14 protein-coding genes and 1 pseudogene are annotated in these 23,442 nt (G+C 50.9%); 6 read left to right on the forward strand and 9 right to left on the reverse strand.

What is annotated here, in order from left to right:
- Positions 1–237 precede the first annotated feature (237 nt).
- The 5 genes and pseudogenes from PJI16_04035 to PJI16_04055 all read right to left on the reverse strand — a co-directional run bounded on the left by PJI16_04035 (position 238) and on the right by PJI16_04055 (position 8,549).
- On the reverse strand, positions 238–2,646 hold the full coding sequence (locus PJI16_04035; protein MDT3776728.1) for a phosphoketolase family protein: 2,409 nt from the start codon (positions 2,644–2,646) through the stop codon (positions 238–240).
- 173 nt (positions 2,647–2,819) lie between these two features.
- Positions 2,820–4,073 (reverse strand): acetate kinase, encoded by a 1,254-nt coding sequence (locus tag PJI16_04040; GenBank protein ID MDT3776729.1) that lies wholly within the window; start codon positions 4,071–4,073, stop codon positions 2,820–2,822.
- Positions 4,074–4,086: 13 nt separating this feature from the next.
- A complete protein-coding gene (locus PJI16_04045; protein ID MDT3776730.1) occupies positions 4,087–6,480 on the reverse strand; it encodes a glycosyl hydrolase family 65 protein in 2,394 nt (797 codons plus the stop codon).
- Between the two features lie 104 nt (positions 6,481–6,584).
- Positions 6,585–7,343, reverse strand: a complete 759-nt coding sequence (locus PJI16_04050; GenBank protein MDT3776731.1) for a beta-phosphoglucomutase family hydrolase — start codon at positions 7,341–7,343, stop codon at positions 6,585–6,587.
- 139 nt (positions 7,344–7,482) lie between these two features.
- Positions 7,483–8,549: pseudogene (locus PJI16_04055) on the reverse strand (fructose-bisphosphate aldolase class I).
- A gap of 385 nt (positions 8,550–8,934) precedes the next feature.
- Between PJI16_04055 and PJI16_04060 the strand changes: the two are divergent.
- Positions 8,935–9,525 carry a histidine phosphatase family protein gene (locus tag PJI16_04060; GenBank protein MDT3776732.1) on the forward strand — a complete coding sequence of 197 codons (591 nt, stop codon included), beginning with the start codon at positions 8,935–8,937 and terminating at the stop codon, positions 9,523–9,525.
- 452 nt (positions 9,526–9,977) lie between these two features.
- On the opposite strand, the gene PJI16_04065 is transcribed toward PJI16_04060, so the two are convergent.
- A complete protein-coding gene (locus PJI16_04065) occupies positions 9,978–10,259 on the reverse strand; it encodes a hypothetical protein (GenBank protein MDT3776733.1) in 282 nt (93 codons plus the stop codon).
- A gap of 261 nt (positions 10,260–10,520) precedes the next feature.
- Between PJI16_04065 and PJI16_04070 the strand changes: the two genes are divergently transcribed.
- Positions 10,521–10,787 carry an STAS domain-containing protein gene (locus PJI16_04070; protein MDT3776734.1) on the forward strand — a complete coding sequence of 89 codons (267 nt, stop codon included), beginning with the start codon at positions 10,521–10,523 and terminating at the stop codon, positions 10,785–10,787.
- A gap of 272 nt (positions 10,788–11,059) precedes the next feature.
- Entirely contained in the window at positions 11,060–15,067 is a 4,008-nt protein-coding gene (locus PJI16_04075) for an AsmA-like C-terminal region-containing protein (GenBank protein ID MDT3776735.1), read from the forward strand.
- Positions 15,068–15,348: 281 nt separating this feature from the next.
- Here PJI16_04075 and PJI16_04080 read toward each other — a convergent pair whose 3' ends face one another.
- Together PJI16_04080 and PJI16_04085 are read right to left on the reverse strand one after the other, a co-directional pair.
- Entirely contained in the window at positions 15,349–17,136 is a 1,788-nt protein-coding gene (locus tag PJI16_04080; GenBank protein ID MDT3776736.1) for a mechanosensitive ion channel family protein, read from the reverse strand.
- Positions 17,137–18,037: 901 nt separating this feature from the next.
- Positions 18,038–20,308, reverse strand: a complete 2,271-nt coding sequence (locus PJI16_04085) for a VacJ family lipoprotein (GenBank protein ID MDT3776737.1) — start codon at positions 20,306–20,308, stop codon at positions 18,038–18,040.
- A gap of 181 nt (positions 20,309–20,489) precedes the next feature.
- Between PJI16_04085 and PJI16_04090 the strand changes: the two genes are divergently transcribed.
- The 3 genes from PJI16_04090 to PJI16_04100 are packed head-to-tail and all read left to right on the forward strand — an operon-like array spanning position 20,490 to position 21,135.
- Complete coding sequence (locus PJI16_04090; GenBank protein MDT3776738.1) at positions 20,490–20,618, forward strand: hypothetical protein; 129 nt, start codon at positions 20,490–20,492, stop codon at positions 20,616–20,618.
- Positions 20,615–20,830 carry a DUF1538 family protein gene (locus PJI16_04095; GenBank protein MDT3776739.1) on the forward strand — a complete coding sequence of 72 codons (216 nt, stop codon included), beginning with the start codon at positions 20,615–20,617 and terminating at the stop codon, positions 20,828–20,830. Before PJI16_04090 ends, PJI16_04095 begins: the two co-directional genes overlap by 4 nt.
- The gene (locus PJI16_04100; protein MDT3776740.1) at positions 20,827–21,135 is read left to right on the forward strand and encodes a DUF1538 family protein; all 309 of its coding nucleotides are present in this window, start codon (positions 20,827–20,829) and stop codon (positions 21,133–21,135) included. The genes PJI16_04095 and PJI16_04100 overlap by 4 nt, the downstream gene beginning before the upstream one ends.
- Positions 21,136–21,568: 433 nt before the next feature.
- Here the strand turns inward: PJI16_04100 and PJI16_04105 are convergent, their stop codons facing one another.
- A complete protein-coding gene (locus tag PJI16_04105; protein ID MDT3776741.1) occupies positions 21,569–23,257 on the reverse strand; it encodes an AarF/UbiB family protein in 1,689 nt (562 codons plus the stop codon).
- Between the last annotated feature and the right edge of the window lie 185 nt (positions 23,258–23,442).

Below are 23,442 nucleotides of genomic sequence, written 5' to 3' on the forward strand. Positions count from 1 at the left end.
GGTGCCCCCGTCTAACAACACCATCGTCCAACTTCCGATCAGGAGAATCAGGATCACACTAAACGACATCCGAAGAGAATTTCCTAACCAGGAATCATTTTTGATGGTCTTCATGCGTTTTCCTCACAGAGCATTGGGTTGGCGGTGATGGGGTATTCTCTGGGGTTGATGTGCCCTTCACCTTGAGGGGCTCCCAAGTTCCTGCCACTGTACTTGAGAAACGTATTTTTTCGTCACTCATACATTATCGGCTTCCGTCGAGCTTTTTCTTCGCCCGGTGGCCACGCGCTGTCCCCATTGCCAACCACTTATTTCCGGCATGTCGTCGCCATATTTGGCAATGTACTGTTTGTGCTCAATGAGCTTGTCATGGATGGCCTGCTTGGCGTATGCCGCCCGAGTTTCCAGTTTCGGCACACGGTCGATCACATCGTCTACTAAATGGAAGCGATCCAGATCGTTCATCACACAAATGTCGAACGGCGTGGTGGTCGTGCCCTCTTCCTTATAGCCACGCACATGCAGGTTTTTGTGATTCGTCCGCCGGTAGGTCAGCCGGTGAATAAGCCAGGGGTATCCGTGAAACGCAAAGATAATCGGTTTGTCTTTCGTGAACAGCGCGTCGAAGTCCTTGTCGCTCAATCCATGCGGGTGTTCGCTCTGAGGTTGCAGCTTCATAAGGTTGACCACATTGATGACACGAACCTTTAACTCTGGAACATGGGAGCGAAGGAGGTCTACGGCCGCGAGCGTTTCCAGTGTCGGGACATCGCCACAGCATGCCATCACCACATCCGGTTCGCTTCCCCGATCATTACTCGCCCACTCCCAAATGCTGAGGCCTGCGGAGCAATGCTTAATGGCCTGATCCATGGTCAGCCACTGGGGAGCCGGTTGCTTTCCGGCCACCACGACATTGACATAGTTCCGGCTCCGAAGACAGTGGTCGGTCACGGAGAGCAGGCAGTTCGCATCCGGCGGCAAATACACCCGAACCACGTCTGCCTTCTTATTGATGACGTGATCGATAAACCCAGGATCCTGATGACTGAACCCGTTGTGGTCCTGACGCCACACATGGGATGAGAGCAGATAATTCAGCGACGCGATTGGTCGCCGCCAGGGGATTTCGTCGCATACTTTCAGCCACTTCGCATGCTGATTGAACATGGAATCAATAATATGGATGAACGCTTCGTAACAGGAGAAGAAGCCATGCCGTCCCGTGAGCAGATAGCCCTCCAGCCATCCCTGGCATTGGTGTTCGCTAAGCATTTCCATGACCCTACCGTCAGGTGCAAGATGATCATCGTAAGGAAAGGTGTCGGCCATCCAGGTACGGTTGGTCACCTCCAAGACGTCCTGCCAGCGGTTGGAATTGCTCTCGTCAGGACTGAACAACCGAAAGTTTTTGCTGCTCAAGTTCTGCTTCATGACATCTCGCAGGAATGTTCCCATCACCCGGGTGGACTCGGCGATTACTGATCCAGGGGATGTCACCTTTACGGCATAACTGCGGAAATCTGGCATGCGCAGGTCTTTAAGCAGCAACCCACCATTTGCATGGGGATTGGCGCTCATTCGTCGCTCCCCTTTGGGTGGCAGGTCTGCCAGTTCAGGGTTCAGCTGCCCATTCTTATCGAACAGTTCATTTGGTTTGTATGTCTTCATCCATTTTTCAAGAATTCGCACATGGTCCGGTTTCTCATGCATTTCTCCCATCGGGACTTGGTGAGAGCGCCAGTACCCTTCGGTTTTTTTGCCGTCAATTTCCTTGGGGCAGGTCCAACCCTTTGGGGTGCGGAAAACGATCATGGGCCAGAGTGGTCGCTTGGTACCTCCTTTTTTTTGCGCATCCGACTTGATGGCTTGGATTTCTTTGGTCACGATGTCGAGCGTATCGGCCATGAGTTGATGCATCTTCATGGGGTCATCCCCCTCAACGAAATACGGCGTATACCCATACCCGCGAAACAAGTGATCCAGCTCTTCGTGGCTGATTCTGGCCAGGACACAGGGATTGGCAATTTTGTAGCCGTTGAGGTGGAGAATCGGTAAGACCACGCCATCGGTTGCCGGATTCAAGAATTTGTTGGAATGCCAGCTTGTCGCAAGCGGTCCGGTTTCTGCCTCGCCATCACCGACCACGCAAGCCACGATTAGATCGGGATTGTCGTATACGGCGCCATAGGCATGAGAGACGGCATACCCCAATTCACCGCCTTCATGGATCGAGCCGGGAGTTTCAGGAGCGACATGACTGGGAATACCGCCGGGAAAGGAAAATTGGGTGAAGAGGCGCTTCAACCCTTCTTCATCCTGTGAGATGTTCGGATAGACCTCGCTATACGTTCCCTCCAGGTACGCATTCGCAACCAGACCAGGCCCACCATGTCCAGGTCCCGTAATGTAAATCATGTTCAAGTCGTGTTTTTTGATTAACCGGTTCAGGTGAACATAGAGAAAATTCAATCCCGGCGTTGTCCCCCAGTGGCCGAGAAGCCTCGGTTTGATGTGTTCTTTGGTCAACGTCTTTTTCAATAACGGGTTGTCATACAAATAGATTTGACCAACTGACAAATAATTGGCGGCCCGCCAATAGGCATCGATCAAATCCAGTTCTTTTTTTGACAACGTATTCGACATGCTGTCCTCCTTTAATGTGGCATCATCCAGCTTGAACACCGACTCAAGGTAAATGTGGTTCTTCCGGGTTTAGTGTGGGGAAATTCCTGGGACAATATAAGAGGCCCTAGGCCGACACATTCCTCGTCTTTATAAGGGGAAGTTGGGCGAGGTACAAGCGGATTCATCGAGACCTACCGGGTCCCTTCGAGACAACGTACCGTCTCACGGGCAATCCAGGTTTCTTCATCCGCAGCCCCGACATACACTTCCAACGATTGTTCATCTTTACTGATTCTGGTGACATCTCCCGGTTGAAGCCCGACGGCTTTGCTATTGAGGCTAGGATCCAACCGTAATCCGCACCACTCCATCCCTTCACAAATTTTGCGTCGAATATCGGGAGCCGCCTCGCCGATTCCGCCCCCGAAAATGAGGGCGTCCGCACCGCCCAGAACCGCAAGATAGGCCCCGATGTATTTTTTAGTGCGATAGCAAAACACATCAATGGCCATTTGCGATGGTTCATGCCCTTCGCGGTCGGCCGCCTGCAGTAGTTCCCTCATATCATTCGTTCTTCCGGAAAGTCCCAGAAGGCCAGACTGTTCATTCAGCCAGCGTTCTACTTCCGACGGTCCCACTTTTTCCTTTTGACAGAGATAACTGACAATGGAGGGATCCAGATCACCGCACCGCGTGCCCATGACCAGCCCTTCCAGCGGTGTGAATCCCATGGATGTCTCTACAGATCTTCCGTCTTCAACAGCAGAGATAGAACATCCATTCCCGAGTTGCACGGTGATGAGTCGGGATGGTGTCGACGGTCTTCCGGTTTTTTCAAAATAACTTCCAACCAACGAGGCATGTGCGATACCGTGGAACCCATAGCGACGAATATGATGGCGATTGGCTAACGCGTAGGGCAGCGCATACACTTTGGCATGCGAGGGTATGGTGGCGTGAAAGGCTGTGTCGAACACCGCCACCATTGGGACCTGGGGGCCCAGAATGGCCCTGACCCCCCGAATCCCTTCCAGACAGGCCGGGTTGTGCAAGGGCGCTAATTCCCCAAGCGTATCAATCTCGCTCATCACTTCGTCCGAAATCACGATCGATTGAGAAAATCGTTCTCCTCCATGGACCACCCGGTGGCCGACGGCTTCCACCCCGGCGAGGGAGGCGGGATCATGATCCGCGCTGTCGAGTTGTTTGAGTTGCTCAAACAGCCAGCGAATAGCCTGATGGTGGTTAGCAATCACCCGGGTGATTTTCGGAGAGGGTTTTTCTTCGACCGTACATTCAAAACTCGCCGTGTTGCCGATGCCCTTCACGGCGCCTTTTATCAGTGCCCGATCCGGCCGAATTTCGCGAGGTGACGCTTGAGGATCAACATCGAGCACCCGAAATTTGACGGACGAACTTCCGCTGTTCAGCACGAGAATTCGCATGGTCCCTTTCGACTCACTTCGCCGGCCAGGTCAAGATCGGTCGAGTGACAATCGGAGCCTCGGGCGAAAGGTGTAGCTCTTCATCTTCATGTCGGATCATCAACCCGTCGCCCTCCCGCAAAGCATACCTGGCCCCTTCGGGCCCCATTTCGATATCGAGGATTTGACCGTGATAGGTCAAAGGAAAGCGTAACTTTGCCGGCTGATCCGGTTGACGTCTAGGTTTGAACGTCAGGATACCGTCGAAGTCGCGCATCCCGGCCAGGCCATACACCATCGTCATCCAGGTCCCGCCCATTGAGGCAATGTGGCACCCGTCTTTAACATTTCCGCCCACATCGGCAAGATCCATCAACAAAGCCGCCCGTGCGTATTCCAGCGCTTTATCCATGTAGCCTATCTCCGACGCGACAATACTCTGAATGCAGGATGAAAGGGAGGAATCACCTGTAGTCAGGGGGTCATAATTGTCAAAATTACGTTTTTTCTGCTCCGGGGAAAGTTCTTTCCCTATCAGAAACATGGCCAGAATAATATCCGCTTGCTTAATGACTTGATATCGGTAGATGACCAGTGGGTGAAAAAACAACAAGAGAGGGAATTTTTCCGGTGGCGTTGCCTTAAGGTCCCACAACTCTTTTTCTAGAAAGGAATCATCCTGCGGGTGAATCCCTCGATTTTCATCATAAGGGATGTAAATATTTTCCGCAGCCCTCCGCCATTCCTTGATTTCTTCCATCCCGACGCCGGTCTTGCTGACAAGGGCGGCGAACACCTCGGGTTTTTGTTCCCGTAATGTCTCGATGGTCGACACCGCATACTGGAGATTTTCCCGCGCCATGAGATTCGTATAGGTATTGTTATTGACGACGGTGTTGTATTCATCCGGTCCGGTGACCCCATGAATGCAAAATTTTCCCTTCTTGTCGTGGTCTTCCGAAAAAACCCCCAGATCACTCCATAAGCGTGCCGTCTCGATCAACATTTCAGCTCCGTACTCATTCAAAAAATTCTCATCACCCGTTGCCTGGATGTATTTTCTGAGGGCATACATGATGTCCGCATTGATGTGATACTGGGCGGTCCCCGCGGCATAGTAGGCGGAGGCTTCTTCTCCGTTGATGGTTCTCCACGGAAACATCGCCCCTTTCTGACTCAGTTCCCGGGCCCGTTCCCTGGCTTTGTCCAACATGCGATAGCGGAACATCAGCAGGTTCTTGGCAATGGACGGAGAGGTATAGATCAAAAATGGCAGCAGATAGATTTCCGTATCCCAAAAATATTGCCCTTCATAGGCCTGGCCCGTCAGCCCCTTGGCCGGCACTCCGGTGGTATCGGCTCTGCCTGCTGCCTGAAGGATATGAAACAGGTTGAAGCGAATGGCCTGCTGGATTTCAATGTTGGAGCGCTTCGCCCGTTTTGGATCCAAGTTGCTGATCTGGATATCGCTTCTTTGCCAGAATTCGTCCATGTATTGCTCCTGGTCGGCCAGAATGCGAGGGAAGCCCTGTCCGAGGGCTCGATCTAAAGACCGTTCGGCCCTTGCACACAGTCCTTCCGGAGATGCGGTGTCTGTCGTGTGATAGGTCATGTATTTGAACAGGCGAATGGGGATGCCCGGCTTGGCCTCGATCGAGAAGACAATCGCCCCGAAGTCCTCGTAACACTTGTCCTGCATGGTGTACGCACAGTCAGTCGCCAGATCGTGATCCATACCGCACGCCAGTGTCATGTTGCTGTTCTTGGTACTGTGACACAGCACCACACGACGATCTTTGGCAATTTGCTTCCTGGGATGTAAGGTCCGGTCGAGTAAACCTTTGGCCAATCGAGGATCTCCATTTCCCTTCTGATGGTCATGAAGGTAGAGCATTTCAGAGGACAGCACGATCGGCGCTTCTGCATTCAACACCGTCACTTCATAAGAGATGGCCCCAAGGTGGCGGTGGGGAAATGACACCAGGCGCCTGGATTTGATGCGTACCTGTTTCCCGGACGGGGTCTCCCACAAGATCTCCCGGTCCAGTGTGGCGGATTTCATGTTCAGGCGACGGTCATAGTTCAGCAGATTGGCGTCGGGTAAATACAAAGGCTCGTCGTCAACATAAAGTTTGATTTTGTTGCTGTTTGTCACATTGACGATGGTCTGACCGGTCCGGGCAAAACCAAAGGCCTCTTCGCCGTAGACGATCGGCCAGGATTCGTAGAAACCATTGACAAAAGTGCCGTTTTGAACGGCGGGCACGCCCTCTTCCCCGCATCCTCGCATGCCAAAATACCCGTTTCCTATCGCAAAAGTTGTTTCGGTCATTTCGATGGCTGGAAGGTGGAATTTTTTTTCTATCAGATTCCATTCATCGGGAGGATAAATATGGGGAGGAGGTTTTACGCGCTCATGGTGTATCATGAATTTTTCACCTTTTAATCAAACGCCATATGCTCACATTGCTGCCGGATGTTTATCAGTGATGACGAACCGTACAGAGATGTGAGGGAAATATTTCCGGCAGCTTAATCGAGAAATTCTCCAAGATCTTTCACCACGATATCAGCGCCATGTTGCCTGAGTTCTTCGGAATCTCCTTTTCGCGCGACTCCGATCACCAGCCCGAATCCGCCATTCCGTCCTGCTTGAACTCCCGAAATCGCGTCTTCCACCACCACCGAACGTTTCGGGTCCACTCCCAATTTTTTGGCTGCGGCAAGGAAAGCATCCGGAGCCGGCTTTCCCGAGAGATTTTCGTCGTGGATGACGTTGCCATCGACTTTCACATTAAATAATCTTTCAATTCCTGCAGCCTTAAGTACGGCATCGCAATTCTGACTTGAGGTCACGACGGCGACTCCGATTCCTTCTTTGCGGATTTGTCGAACCAATGTGATACTTCCTTCGTAGACCTCAACACCATTAGACTCAATCACCGCGTTAATCATTTCGTTCTTGTGGTTTCCAAGGCCGCAAATCGTTTCCGTTTGGGGTGGGTCGTCTGGAGCCCCTTCCGGTAGTTCAATGTTGCGGAACCGGAGAAAATCCCTGACTCCATCAAATCGCGGTTTTCCATCGACATAGAAACGGTAATCCGTGCCAATTTCAAAGGGTTGGAACGACTCGCCAAGCCGGGTTGCCCGTTTTTGAAGATACTCGTCGAACATTTTTTTCCAACAGATCGCGTGCACCTTGGCGGTCGCAGTCAGAACTCCATCAAGGTCAAACAGTACAGCATCAAATTTGTCTCGGGTAATGGGATTGGGTGCTTTCTCTCCACTCATTGTTGGTGTTCTTTCCGGCTGAGCTTTGTTGCTCGAGCTACCAAATTTTCCTCATAATCGCCATCACAGTCATTCAAAACGGACATGCGATGCTTGTCTCCAAATCTTTCATGGTAAAAAGGATTCGTCCAAATGCGGTTTAGTCATTCTGCCAGTCTGCACGGTGTGCCGGTGCAGTTTTCGGTGACGAATCCGCTTCCATCTCTTCTGCGTATTTCCCGAAGCACGCAGCATTGTTACATTTGGCTCTATGATAAAGAGCCTGTTGACCGGCCTGGATGTTTTGGCTTTCCCCATGCCAGGCCTCCAGCGTCGGATCCTGTAGAGCCCGGCCATAGGAATAGCTGATTTTCCATGGGTTCGTGGAGGGAAGTTGATTGATGGCATTTAAATGTGCGGTGGCAAGGCGATCATGTTGACCGCCTGATAAGAACACGATCGCGGGAGCAGCGGCCGGTACATGGAGGGACAGACAATGTAGCGTAGCTTGAGCCCCATCCTGAACCGAGGCCTGCGTTGAACACTCCTTCCCCGAAATGACCATGTGGGGTTTCAGGAGCATACCTTCCAATGAGATTCTCTGGTCATAAAGGGCGTTGAAGATCGCGTGGAGTACCTGACCGGTGACCTCTCCGCAGTGTTCGATGGTATGGGGACCGTCCATCAGCACCTCGGGTTCGACAATCGGGACAAGCCCCTGCTCCTGACAGAGCAGCCGCGTAGCGTCCCAGCGCGTGAGCATTGACCACCAGGCAGGTTTGGCTTGGTAACCCCTCGGAAATCCGAATGACCGCTCTCCATTTGGCAAACCGGGCACCCATTTTGTAATAGTCACTCAACCTGTCCCGAAGGCCGTCTAATCCCTCCGTCACTTTTCGCCGGGCGATCCTGCAAAATCCTTCGCCCCTGTATCCACTTTGATCCCAGGGATGATTCCCAGTCTGATGCAAATTTCTGGCAGGGGAGTTCCATGGGAGCCTTTTTGTCGAATGGTTTCGTCGTACATGATCACGCGCTAATAAACTCCGAAACTCCGGGGGCGGAGACCAGCATTTCCCGGTAGGTTCGGCGGCTGTCTTCCGTTGCACTGATCTTCAGGGACTCAAATCGTTTCGTAATCGTTCCGACGGTTTCATCGGCCGCCAGAATACCTTTCCCTTCAGCTACCAGGGCTTTCGCCGTCGCTTCAAGACTACCGTCTTTCATGATGAGATTCCCTCTCACGTGCCTTTGTTAGTCGAAAAAGCAAAAGAAATGCCATTGAGTTCAAATTGGAGCACTCATGATAATAATACAGTGAAATGGTTTCAAGCAGTGCGGTTTGATGTTCAAAGTACAACGGTGCTTGATGACGCAGGTGTGTAGACACCTCCAGGGGCGTCCGACACTCAGGTGTGTGTAGGATAGCTTATTCCTTACAACACCGAAGCCCATCCTAGCCTAAAGTCCCTCAGAACCTAAGAAGAAAAAATGGGGAAGAATGGGGCAAAGGAGTTGTTAAGACTGTTCTCTTTTGGGACATGAGTTGACAGTAGGGGAGGACAAAAAGTTAGAGTTTTTTCTTTCTTCGAGAATTTCATTTGGAATACTCATGTCAGATAATCCGCAAGAAATCTACGTCATTCGTCATGGAGAGACGAAATGGAGTTTGAGCGGCCAACATACCGGAACCACAGATTTGCCTCTCACCGAAAATGGTCGAAATCTGGCGAGGCTTCTCAAGCCCCTATTTGCCAATCACTCCTTTGACTTTGTTCTCACCAGTCCTCTGCAGCGTGCCCGGGAAACATGTCTGTTGGCAGGATTTGGCGAGAAGGCAGAGGTGGACGGCAATCTTGTTGAATGGAATTATGGAGAGTATGAAGGGCTTACCTCCAAGCAGATTGATGAAAAAAGACCCGGTTGGATAATTTTTGCCGACGGTTGTCCGGGTGGCGAAACCCCCGAGGAGGTCGGCGCCAGGGCCGATTGTGTCATAGCCAGGGTCCGAACGGTGAGTGGCGATGTTGTCCTATTTGCTCATGGTCATATATTGCGAGTGTTGGTCGCTCGATGGCTCGGTCTACCAGCCGCCGCAGGCCGGCATTTTCTCCTTCAGACCGGCACATTAAATGTTTTGAGCTATTATCGGGGAATTCCTGCCGTGAAGATATGGAATGCTCCACTTATTTCCGCCGAATAAGGCATTTAGCTACTCCGCCTCCCGCCTTAAAGGTTTTCTCAAGATTGCCATGTATGGCCTGGTCTCCTGACCTTCATGAGATGGTAGACGTTCACTTAACGGAATTAAAACAGAGGAGGGGCTGAGGCGCATTGGCGGGTCGGCGGAACATATTGGGGCTTTTGAAAAAAGCCGGCAGCGGCGTTCTCGCCATTTTTCCGTGCTCACGTACTGGAAGTACGCTCTGCGCGCAAAAATGACTGCGGCCTTCCCTTCGGCATGACTCAGTGCAGGACTGGACGAACCCTTCGAAAGGCTCAGCGCATGCTTTTTTGAACCGCCCGGAGGGCTCTCATATGCAACGTGCCAGTGGGTCAATATGCCCTTGGAAATTATTATTATTCAACACTCCCTTGAATGAAAACGAGGACGGTCTCCTTGTTCCGTGGTAAGCGTAGACGCTCTTTGACTGTTTAGAGCGGGAGATCTTTGGGAATAGAGTAAGGAGTCGAGACGACAGGCTTACTCAAGAGTAATAGGCCGCCACCAGGACGTCCGATACAAGCTTTTTCGTATATGTAGGAGAGTAATGTCTCGGCTTCTGTCACTGGAACCACGATATTTACCATCCTCACCAAAATTGACTCGGGTAACCCTCCCTTTTTCGTGATTGCTTCCCGAAGGGCAGCAATGCCTCGACAGGAAACACTCTCCGCGCGAATGATGCCCTTTTCCTCGCGCAACGTCTTGAGCAAGACTCTGTCCGTGCCGTCATCGGGCAAAACGCAGGTAATAATCTGACGCTGTCATGTGCGTGTTTGCCTAGCTGCTGCGATTGAGTTCTCTGGTCAGCGAAACCATCCTGCTCGGGAGCAAGGCGGGCGCGGTACTTACGATAGCCTTAACCCAGTTGCCCAAGGCTGTTCGGAGTCGAGGGTGGCGAGGAGCACTTCCTCGAGCGTCTCATCATCCTGGGCGGCTAGCTCCCCGATACCACCACAGGAGCGTTAAAGCTGGTGATATGCGATCTGTCCACTTCACCCATCGTTGATCTTACCGGTGTGCGCATGCTGGCAACCCTGCATGCGATACTCGAAGCGATGGGGATTCGCCTTCCACTCGTTTCGCCGCACGCAACGGTGCGCGATATCCTGCACGCCGAAGGATTGGAGGAACGTGTCGGCTACTTTGGCCATGGGGTCATGGTGGTTGATACCATTGACGAGTTACAGGGGTATCCAGGAGCGAGGAGACAAGCCGCTCAAATTCCACCGGCAACATAGCATCCACCCTCACCCCTGCGTATTTCGCGTCGACCGGGCAGATCCTGCTAATGGGTACCACCGCTTTCCATCCTTTGGCGGTTCGGCGGGAAATTTTTGACGCCGGACCTCATGACCTCCGGCAGATTTCAGCTTCCTTCGAGTTTATCTTTTCTTAAAGGAGGGTAGGGCGCCATCCTTTTGGTTGGCTTTCATCTCGACTCACACTCAAAATCTAGATTATCCCGATAAAAATGATTGCAGGGGTCCTCATGTTATAGAATGAAAGGTATATGTTCCGACCCTCACGAAAATTTTGGATCAGCCTGGCTCTCATTTTTGTAACCTGTGGCGTTCTTGCCTATGTGTTATTCCCGTTTATCAAAACCGAACTCTATCGCGAAACCCTTGAACGGGGGTTTTCGGCGGCCATGGGAAGAACGGTTTCCCTGGAAGGACCTCTCTCTCTGACTTTTTCCTTGCATCCGCGGTTAATTCTGGAACATGTTTCTGTGTCTAATCCTCCGTGGACTTCTCAACCACATTTTCTCCGGGCCGACCGCCTGGAGATCGGACTCTCCTTGGTACCGCTTCTCCAACGTCGCTTGGAGGCTGAAAAGATTGCTCTTGAGGGTGCTGAACTTTTTTTAGAAGAAGGGTCGGAAGGTCTCGACAACTGGACTTTCCGAAAGGACAGCCAGCCTGGAATCGTCTCCCGGGCTGCCCCGTCGGTCTTCATGACTATTTCCAATAGAGGGGAGATCTCAATCGAAAGTTCCCGAATTCGGTACCGGTCATATCCGGCTGGGGAAACGACAGACGTGGCAATTCATCGGGGAGTGGTCAATGCCCCGGACGACCAGCACAGAAAATTTTCAGTTGAAGGTACCTACCAGGATAGCCCTGTCAACATTGAGCTGATTGGCGGGCGTATTATGGATCTGTTCACCCTGACCGAAGCCTGGCCGTTCGATGGCGTGCTGTTTACAACGGGCGCATCCGCATCTATCAAAGGAAGCGTCGGAGGGGCGAACTCCGACCAGATGTATGACCTCCAGGTCCAGATTAACGGGGATCGTTTGAGTGCGCTAAATGCTCTTCTGAATGTTGGCCTTCCCGATTCCGCCCCGTTCATGATCGCTGCCAATGTCGTGAAGATTTCGGATGTCCTCAACTTAAATAATATCCGGGGAACGTTGGGTTCCTCGGATCTTGGCGGGCAATTGCGGATACAGAACGGAGTAGGACGTCAAAAGATGACCGGTCGATTGACTTCTAACTCCTTACAGATTCATGACTTGACGTCTTTATCACATACCAACGGATCTCAACAGGCAGCTTCTCTGGAACAACCGGAGTTCAAATCTTCTGCCTCGATGCCTTTGGATGTTGATCTGGATGTGATCATCCCAAACCTGTTACTGGGTGAGACGGACATTGGTTCGTTATCTCTTACGGCCGGCATGCAGGAAGATCAGGTTCTTCTCGATCCAATTCAGATGAAAAGTTTTGGAGGAACGTTGCAAGCCAATTTAGAGGTTGATCTGAAAAATTCCGCACCACGGACCAGGTTGAAAGCCCGGTTCAGCTCTTTTAATTTTGGGGAGGCGTTGGAGGCGTTCGGGGTGCCAGAAGGTATTGCCGGACAGATCAATCTGGACGTGTTGGCCGATGGGCACGGGACCACTCTTCAGGAAAGTCTTTCGACGTTGAACGTCGATATGCGGATGGATCGCACCACAATCTCTCGGTCCGAATCAATTCCAGAAAACCGACTGCCCGTTGCCTTTCCCCAGCTATCGCTGAGGATTTCAAAAGGCGGCCCCATAGAGATTCGGGGCAAAGGCACTTTTCAGGATAAGACCTATGGAGTCCGACTCATGACCGGCTCTCTCATTGAAATGATCGAACCGAGGAAGCCCTGGCCCATTTCCCTCACCGCTCAGAGGGGTGACGCGGTGCTGGCTGCAACGGGGACCTTGAATCCTGATCGTCCGGAAATGGGCGGCACGTTAGGGGTATCGCTCAAAGGCAAGAATCTGAGTGAGCTTCATACCGATCTGCCGGCAGTTGGTCCGTACCATTTCAAGGCCCGGGTGACCAAAGAAGGACCTCGTTACCGCATGAATGATTTTCAAAGCCGATTCGGGACCAGCGATCTGTCAGGAACCCTGGAGGTTGCTACAGAAAAAAATCCCCCTCAATTCACGGGGACATTGAACGCAGAACATGTCAATTTCAGAGAACTGTCCACTCCAGGTGATACCTCTATTCCTACGGAAGCCTTTAGCACCGCCAATGGGAATTTGAAGTTAAAAATTTATCAAGCCAATATTGGAGAATTTCAGTTGTCAGATCTGATTGTGGATGCCAAGCTTCATGCCGGCCTTCTCACCGTCAAGGATGTGCAAGGGACTCTTTTTAATCAGCAATCATCTTACGGAAATTTTCAGGGTAGGCTCGATCTGGATACCACCAAACCGATTCCCTCTGTTTCCGGGCAAATGACTTTGAGCGATATCAAATATGAGTATGTCTTTTCTGATGTACAGTTTGTAAATCCAAACGATCATGTCATAAATCTGCATGCGAAATTTTCAAGTGTTGGCACAACAGTTGACACTCTCCTGGCTCAACCTACGGTTTCCCTCACAGGACATAATCTTCAGGTACGTCTCCATGGAGGAACGAACCGTGGCGAGCCTCTGGATCTGCGTTCCAACCTCTTGGTCGAAAGCGTAACAGGCGGCCCTTTGCGCTTGTATGCCGAAGGGCGGCTTGAAAATACCCCTTTTCGCCTTCGTTTTTCGGGAGGCCAAGTGAGTGACCTCATGAACAACAAGGAATTTTGGCCGGTAAACATCCGGGCAGATGTGCCACGTGCCATGGCTGAGCTGAGCGGCTATGTGGCTCTTCCTCATCCAGGCGAGAAATTTTCGTTCCAGATACATGTAAAAGGAGATAATTTGAGAGATCTGGACTTCATGGCGACATCTGATTTGCCTGATGCCGGTCCGCTGGAAATATCCGGCCTCGTAACGAAATCTTCCGTGGGATACCACGTCACCAATTTTGAAGGATCTCTAGCCGGAAGCAATATGAGTGGCGATGTAACGGTCTTAACGAAAGGTATTCGTCCACGAGTGAATGGGAAACTTACCGCAGAGAATCTTGTCCTGGATGCGGTGAAACAACCTTTAGATGATTCCTCAGCGCAACAAAAGCGATCGACCCTGAAATCCATTGGTGACTCGGTGAAGGGCATTGGATCATCGGCTGTTAATATCGTACGCGATACCATCGGCATGCCGAAAAAATCTGAGGGTCTACCACTTAAGTCGATTCCGGATGGGGTTTTTCCGGTTGAGGATCTCAGGGCCATTGATCTCCTGCTTGATGTCGGGGTCAAACACCTTCGAAAGGGAGAAGAAGATCTGGGCCATGCCTCATTTCAGATTGCCCTTGAGGAGGGCTTACTTGCCCTGCAACCGGTAACGGGAAATTTTTGGGGAGGAGCCTTCGAGGGGAAATTGATCCTCGACGGAACACAATACGTTCCGACCCTGGATGTGCATCTGCATGTTCAAGGTTTGGATTATGAGCGCGTCGCCAGATCTTTCGGAGGCTCTGATCTGGTAAAGGGGCAATCTCAATCCATTAAACTCGCCTTAAAGGGGCGGGGAGATACGTTACATGAAGTATTGGAACAAGCGAGTGGACATTTTGAGTTGGTCGATGGTCCCCTTGAATTGGCCACAAAATATATCGATTTGTGGGCGGCTGATTTGATCACGACAGCTTTAACCACCGCCTGGAAAAGTGAATCGGTGACTAAATTGAATTGTACGGTCGGGTATTTTGATATCGAAGAGGGAGTGGTAAAAAGTGAGGATATCCTCATCGACTCTCATCGTCTTACTGTCGCGGGCATCGGAAAATTGGATTTGGCCGACGAAACCATGGACCTGCTCCTGACCCCACGGCCCAAAGACCCCAGTTTATTCAGTCTGGCTCACACGGTCCGCATCACCGGTCCGCTTACGGATCCGGATGTGTCAAGCGATAAATTGCGGATTGCCGAAAGCGGAGGGTGGGGATTGCTGGGTTTGGTGAATCCCCTGGGATGGATCATTGCGATTCCACAGATAGCGGGAACCACTGTGGGTACGATGAATCAAAATCCCTGTGTTGAAGCCCTGAAGGGCCGACAGCAAACCGCTCAGGCTCTTGATGAGATCAAAGGCGGCTTATGGGGGAGGATCAAAGGAATCTTCTCAAGTCCCCGCAAATCCTCCGATTAGTTTCACGGTAATCCAATTAAATGAAGACAAATGATGATGGGTCCAAGCCAATCCGGTTTTTTTTTGATCCTGGCGTTCGTTTTCTTTTCTTGTGAGATGTGGAGAGGAGGACCCCCTCCGAAGACTATCCTCTAAGCCCAGCGGAGAATCAAATCTGCTCGGGAGCATAAACCCCGTTACTCTGTGGGGACTGAAGTCTTTTGGGCCATCTAATGAACATTCAGAATCAAGAAGGATGATCGCATTCATCAATCGTGTGATGAGGGAATTTCCGGCTGTTTCTAGACGGGTTTTTCTGACCGGACGGTTTTTGGTGCGGGCTCAGGCGACAACTCGGCCTGTGTATTTTCTGGTGGTTTGGCGGGCGGGGTGTACCATTGGTCCTTTGGGACAATTTTGGGTTGTTCGGTGTCCGCCATATAAGCGGGTGTCATGATTTGCACACCATGTTCGTTAAACGCATCGAGAATATTCTGGTTGAGACCCGTATACAGATCCATCATATAAAACGGCCGGTCGCAGTAGACGTTGAGTTCATAGGTGACGCAGAAATCGCCCAAGGCGAGTTCCAGGACGAAGGGCCGGGGATCTTTCAACAATCCGGAAGTCCGGTCGGCGGCCTCAAGCAGCATCGCCTCGACCTGCCTCCATGGGGTCTCGTATCCGATTCCAACTGTGGTATGAAGGATGAGACCCTTCTCTCTGGCGGCAGCGGTATAGTTGGTCACGTGGCTGTTCAGAATTTCCGAGTTGGGCACAATGATTTCTTCGTTTTTCAACGATCGAAGCCGAGTCGTCAGAATTCTCCTTTCCATGACATCACCGAGAATTTCATTGACCTTGATACGGTCCCCTTCCTGGAATGCCCGCCGGTAGACCAGTGTATATCCGGCCAGGATATTGCCGATAATCGAGGAGGACCCGAGCGACAAAAGTACCCCGAGGAAAATCGTGACCCCTTTAAAGGCCTCGGAGGTGGATCCGGGTATGTAGGGATACCCCACCACAATCCCAAAGGCGATCACCAGTGTCCGGAAAATCCGGTAGGTGGGCCAGGCCCATTCCCGATCGAACCCAGGCCATGTCACCTTTCCGATGGCCAGATTGGCAAAAATTAATTTTCCCAACTTCAGAAGGTATCGAAGTAAGACGACCAGAATGACGAGAAAAACCAGGCTGGGAAATGAGGAAAGAAATCCCCTCACAATCACCCGAATAGGATCGAGGAGGATATTGAACAACTGCTTGCCCATGTAGGCGGTCCACGGGAACTGACGGAACACAAAATTGAGATACGCATACACCAGCAAAAAGAGCAGGAATGCTCTGATTCCGTGCAGGCTTCCACGAAGTCCGGCCCACAGTTGATGGGCCTGAAGGATAATCACCTTTTGAACCTTTAAATCCTTAACTTGTTCTTTGTATCGTCGCTCGATTATGGCATCCAGCCTTTGGAGAACCCATCGAGTGCCCCACCAGGCAGACGCAAGAATAGCGGTGGCCAGCAAGGAGAAAGCAATGTGAATGAAGATGTTGATGGGTTTGCGGTTCTCCCTGTGCGTTTCCACGGCTTCCGCGATCCGTTTAAGGTGGACCCGAGCCAAGACTTCACGCTCCACTCCGCCTTCCAGCCGGCCGTCGGCATTGGTCACACCGGTTAATGGTTGATCGCCCGCGAAAATCATGGTGACCCCTTTTTCGTCAACCAGTCGCAGGGATTGAGTTGACCGACTCAAATCGGAGCCAAACTCATCAATACGCTCAAGAATCCTTTGGGCGCGTTCCTCTGCGGGTAAGGCCGACACGCCGCGTACCTGGAAGAGTGTTTCCCCATCAAGTATCACGGGCGCGGTGGGAATCAGAATCGGTGGAAGGGCCATTTCATCCTCGAATTCTCCCTGTGACTTTTCTTCCAGAAGAGGAAACACTTGAGCCAAAGCCGGCAGAGGACCCACACTGACGATCATGATCCACAACACAAAGAGGCAAGCCAAAAGGGGAGGAATTGGCCTCAGCTTCTGAGAGCGTAAGGAAAGGGATGAAGCGTCTGGGGGAAGAAATGTGGGCATTGGTCGTCTCTCTCCAATGAAAGAATCTCCTGCCCCAAAATCCTTTACGATGTGGACGAATAGCCCTGTTGTGACGACTCTCTCGTAAGAGAATGTCTTCTTTGAGCAAGAGGATGGACACTTCAAGAAAATCACTCCCATCGGGTTTGAAGTATCGTCAGATCCGGGGGAATTATTTTTCAACTTCGAATTTCCGTAATGTTGGTATGAAGAAAGTGGATACGATCATACTCGAAAGATGAATCCGTTTGGTAGTGGGAAAAGGGCAACCAGTGCGTGTGTCGGCCGTTCCAACAAGCGATTCACCCTAATCCCTTCGTCCGTTCGGATTATGTCATTCGTTAGTTTTCCCGCCACGGCAAAAATTCGAACTTCAGGGGAGAGCATCATTACGATATGGGAATATTCTGGTGAAGTTCAATGACCCGAATGCCTGCTCCGTGCATATTTCTCAGGAAAGGAGGGCAGCTGGTTGGAGGTTGAGAGTTGGCCATTCAGGATCTAACCATCCCATGTGCAGCATGCGGCATGTACTCCATGGGAATCCCTTTGGTGGATACGTTCGATCGTATCGAGGGTTGAAGGTCAGTGATGGCAGATGTTCCGGAACAAACCCAATGAACCTTTGGCGTGAAGAGGAGCAATATCTTTGAAGGAGTATGGATGAAGTATTGTAAGAAAAATGTCCATTCTCTATCGTGATCTCCAATCTGGGTCGTTTGCGACTAATTGTTCCAATGCCTTCAACTGATGCAGAGCAGAGTTGCTTGCTGGTCGACATGAGAAGGGAACGACCGGCCCGGATAGGGAATGGAATTTGAATCGTCGTATACCCATGGGCCTCTCCAATGTTGCCAGATCATCGCATAGGGGATAAGCCGGCAAGACACTTGTTGGCTCCCTACTTCTCGATTTCTAACTGGCGTACTTTCGTGTGGAGGAACCGGACCAGATCATACTCGAAAGGAGAGCCAGTCTGGTAGTAGCGAAAGCGCAAGTTGTGGCGTATATCCACGGCCCACACCAGAGTTGCGGCGGAACTTCGATCAATATGGTTGTTAAAATTTACGGGTGTATAGAGGTAAAAGTAACGGGCCGCCGCATCTGCCAGTAAGCCGGTGGTATCACGAATGGAAGATGGTCCGAAAATGGGGAGGACCAGGTAGGGGCCGGGATTCAGGCCGTAATATCCGAGTGTTTGCCCGAAATCTTCTGTCTGTTGGTGGATACCTAATGGAGTGGCATGATCAAAGAATCCCCCGAGGCCGAACGTGCTATTGATCAGAATCCGTGACAGGGTGTTGAGTGTGACCTCCCCTTTGAGTTGAAGAATGGAATTCAACAGGTTACGAAGGTCGGCGATGTTCGAGAAAAAATTTGAAAGACGATCCTCGAAAAAATCCGGCATGACGGCTTCATATCCTTCGACGACAGGTAGGAACACATATTCATCGAATTTCGCATTGAATTTGTATATCGACCGGTTGAATCCTTCTATTGGATCATAGACATGAATCACAAAGCGTTCCCCGGGATGCACCACCTCCTGAATCGGGCGCCGGGCCGGTTCAATGACCCCCGTTTCAGCAACAGGAATCTTGCCGCCAGGTATGAGAAGTGTGGGGTCCGTCTGGGAGGGTTTAGACGCAGCCGTCATGACCCCTGTTCCCTCAAGAGAGTCCTGGGACTCTTGTATTCTTCGTTCCAAGACCAGAAACTGTCGATTGAGTTGATCGCGAAGTTCTGGATAGTTTTCGTAATTTGTGCTTTGTGTGCTATTGGAGCCTGGAGCCGATTGCATTAGCGGTGGCTCCTTCATGCGGAAACTTACCGGAGTAGCGAGGACCGGAACCGGGTTTGGATTGTTCCGGAGGATTTGGGGAGATTCGGGATTGTTGAAGTATTCAACGATGTAGGCCAGGGTGGCATGGTGTGCAAGATTGCCGCAATGCCCTCCTCGTGGATAAATTTTAGCCCGGGGGCCAAACACCGCCAATAAATAATCCAGTTCACCCTCACCCAGAATGAAATCATCCGCGTTATGTAATAATCCGATTTTGTTGGAATGTTTCAGATAATCTTCCAGGCCGGTCAGGCTCAGGTTTTCGATGAGGCTCTGTTCAGTGAGCTTGGGATATTTGGTTTTAAAAAACGGGTAGAACATTTCACGGAAATAATCTAGAAACGTCACACGAGCAGACACTTTATAGTAGTCGGTCAAGGAATCGGTCGTAGAAAGGACCAGATTTTTCGGTTTGATATAGCCGGAATTGGTAAACACGTCCGACGTAAAGATCATATTTGCTGAAGAAAGACGGAACGAAGTCCCGATGAGCGCTGCCATGACTGCTTCGGCAGGTTGCCGATCCTGATAGGCGGTATACAAAAAATCCCCTGAGAAATTGACGAAGTCACCCTTCCGATACACTTCCGAAAACGCATGAAACACCTTGTCAAAAAATTCCGGAAACGTATCCGCGACTCCGGGAATATTATTAGCCAACATGTCATCCAGGATAGAGGTCGAAGTATACAAGCTGACCGGCGGGTTGATCATGAGCACCTTTTTAAAATGAAAGTCTCCTTGTTCTTCATCCAGCTTTGACACAAAGGCCGCCTGGGCTGCGCCCAGGCTGTACCCGGTGAGATGGAATTCGGTGACTTGAACATCGCTTTGATGTTCCAGCCAGGCCAACCGCATGACACGATACAAGTCTTGTGAATCCTCTAGAAGATGGCCGGGCATTCCGGTGCTGGAGGCCGAGACGATGAAATTTGGATGGGTTGGGGAAGACAGCGACAGAACATGGAAGCCGGCTTGAAAAAAGGCATGCTGCAAGACCTTCATTTTTCCGGAATTATAGCCTGCCCCGGTCCCGGCGATGACAAAGATTAACGGAGCGGGCTTGTTCTGGTTAACCAGGGAATATCGCAGTTTCTCGTCATACCAGAGGACGTGAGGGACCTTATGATCCAGGAATACCTTCAGTTCAAAATCCTTCACGGGGATTTTCTTTGGAAGCTCAGCTCTCAAGGCGATCGGCGTTTCCGCAACGGTTGCCGCATAGGGATTCAGGCCAGGATAATCATACATGACCTTCTGGGCATGACTGATTCCCGTCAAGCCCCATGCCATGATGACTGTCAAAAAAAGCTGAACAACCTTGCGCATACCTATCCCTTTTATTTTCATCTATCCTCTATAATTCATCAAAACCACTGAAAGGCCGAAGCGCCGCCAACTCTGCCAGATGATTCAAGGCATTTTCAATAGAAAGGGGAGGCTTGTAGATCAGTGGGCTGGTGAGAAAGAAATTTTCAAACTCCTACGCCCCTATGTCTCGGTTCGATTCATGGAACAGGTCAAATCGGTTATTCTCCCGGTGCTGTATTTGGCGTTGTTCCAGATTTTGATTTTGCGCCAACTGGTCCAGAACTCCATGGTGATCATGAGCGGCGTGTTTGCCGTGATAGTTGAATGAATGTTTTTCATGGAGGGGCTCAAGCGCGACTCATCCCGTTTGGCACCATCATCGGCCATCGCTTACCCGAAAAATCACCTTTACCATTGGTATTCGTCATCACCCTTCTTCTTGGAATAGGTGTCCTCTTTGCCGATCCGGCTATCGGGGCATTGAAAGTGGCCGGGCAGAATGTCGTGGATGAGAAGGCCGCCTATCTGTATGCTGAATGACTGGTCTGAAAACTTTGTGCTGGATCGGGTTCAGTGTGGGCTTAGCGGCCGCCATCGGCACCATGCGGTTCTTGTATGGCTGGAGTCTCAAACCGTTTATCTACGGGTCCCTGACTCCTATGCTCGCCTTGACGTTCTCTGGAGCCTCTGATCCGGATCTGACCAAGGTCCTAGGATTGGCCTGGGATGCCGGCGCCGTGACCACAAGGCCGGTCACCGTGCCCTTGTTCTGGCTTTGGGTATCGGCATTGCGATGGCCGCACGGAAAGGCGATTCCCGATTATCCGGTTTCGGAATTGAGCTGAAGCCTTTTGATCTCAACGTGGATGGGCTTCCGTGGCGTGGGTATACCGAGCGTGGAAGATTACGGTATTGTCACGGCTGAAACTTACCCTTAAATGACGTGCACACTAAGGGGTTAGTCCATCTGGGAAACTTTAACAATCTTTCTCCAAATCGATAAATATTTTTCCAGAGATTACCATGAGAATAGGCCGTTTCAGCAGGATCATATGGCGAAGCATTGTATTTATCCCGCATCCTCTCAGCCTGAGTTCAGCTGGGCTTGGAGTATCGTAGGATGAGTCGTTGATGTGAAGGAAGAGTGGTTCGGGAAATGTGATGATGATGTCTTCTCAGGCTCCTTGGCTGCCAGCGTCGCAGCCAGCCAAGCTTTAAGTTCTCAACCCTATTTCATTAAAACAGCCCGGGATAGCCCTCAGCTTGCGGAGGGGAGCTTCACTCCTTGAGATTTTTTTTCCAGGTTTTGTCCCGCATCATGGCAAGGAGGATAAAGACTCCACCGATGATGGCTCCAACCCCAAAAATTTGGTAGATATTGATCCCCCCGATGATCGGGCCCTTGGAAAGAGCCATAACAATCGAGGTTCCGATGACCAGAGCTGAGGTTATCGCAGCCACTGCCAGCCGACTGACAGCTCGTATGAGCACGTGTTTGAGTTCATCAAGTTGAGTCAGTTCTATACAAAATTTCAGATTGCCGGTTTTGACGGTATAGATTCCCCGGCGTATCTCCTTGGGTATGTCAGCGAATAACTCTAAATATTGTATGAGAACTTTGAGACCGCGTTTCCCGAGGGCTTTAGGAGACAACTGGTTGAGTACAGCCTCTTGAAGGGTGGGCTGTATTGCGGCCATCATGTCAAAACCAGGATCAAGCTTCTTAAACGCCCCTTCCAGTGACACAAAAACCTTGAGCAGCATAGCCTGATCGGGAGGCATGGTAAGCTTGTTATTCCGGATCAATGCTAACAGGTCTCCCACCATGACCGACAAATCCAAATGTTCCATGGATCTCCCGGAATACTTGCCCAGAAATTCATCAACAGGTACCAAGAGGTCGCCCGGGTCTTCTCCTTCCCGCTCAGACCATTGTAAAAGGATTGAGCAGAGGCCTTCGGCGTCATTTTGCAACAATGCCTGCAACAGTCTCATGATTTGTTGCCGTCTGATTTCAGAGACGCGTCCAACCATGCCAAAGTCAATGAAGGCAATACGTTCACCCGGCAAAATGAAAAAATTTCCTGGGTGCGGATCCGCATGGAATAATCCATCAACCATAATCATTTTGAGCACGGCATTGGCCCCCGTCCGGGCAAGGCGTTTGCGGTCCATCCTTGCTTGATCGATGGCCTGAATATTCACGCCGGGAATCCCCTCCACAAATTCCTGCACGCTAATGCGTTCCTTTGTCCATTCCCAGTAAATTTTGGGAATCACGACCTGGTCATTGTCCTCAAAGTTGGCCGAGACTTGCTCCGCATTCTGTCCTTCCGTCATGAAGTTCAGTTCATTCTGCAATGATTTCACGAATTGCTGAACAACTTTTTGAGGATGATAGGTGGCGAGTTCCGAAACGTTATTTTCTGCTAACGAGGCCACGTGGGTTAATAGACGCATATCGGCTTCGATCTTCTCCCGGATTCCAGGGCGTTGAATTTTGAGTACGACTTTCGTTCCGTCTTTCAACGTGGCCCGGTGAACCTGGGCCATGGAAGCGGCAGCCAGTGGTTTGGTGTCCACCTCTGCGAAGAGGTCTTCAAGTGGCGCTCCCAAATCTTCCTCGATCTGAGGGCGAAGCTCCTCGAAGTCCAGTTGTGGTGCCTGCGATTGAAGTTTTTCAAATTCACTGATCCACTCAGGTCCGAACAGGTCAGGGCGAGTGGCCAGGATTTGACCAAGTTTGACAAATGTTGGCCCGAGTACTTCAAAGAGTTTCCGTATACGCTGAGGACGTTCAAGGTGGGCAATGTCCTCTGCATATTGCCACCCCATAATCTTGCCTGTTTGTTCCGCTGCGGCTTCAAGCCCCATTTTTTTAAATATATCCCCGAATCCTGCGACACTGAATGCTCTGATGATTTCGTGCAACCGACCCAGGTCGGCCATTTTGGATTGGAGCCCCATCCTCAATTCCTCCTTACCATGTCCATATTTTTGGTGCTATTGTACTTCCCTCCAGGGTTCAGCCGGACCCCAAAGACAAGTTTTGAAAAATCCCCATTCTTCAGAAGAAAGGGTGGAATGCTTTTTTAATGTCTGTTTACGACTACTTTGTTGTTCCAATCTGGAATCTTCCAGGAAAATTTGCT

Origin of the sequence: Nitrospira sp. MA-1, assembly GCA_032139905.1 — a bacterium.
Lineage (GTDB): Bacteria > Nitrospirota > Nitrospiria > Nitrospirales > UBA8639 > Nitrospira_E.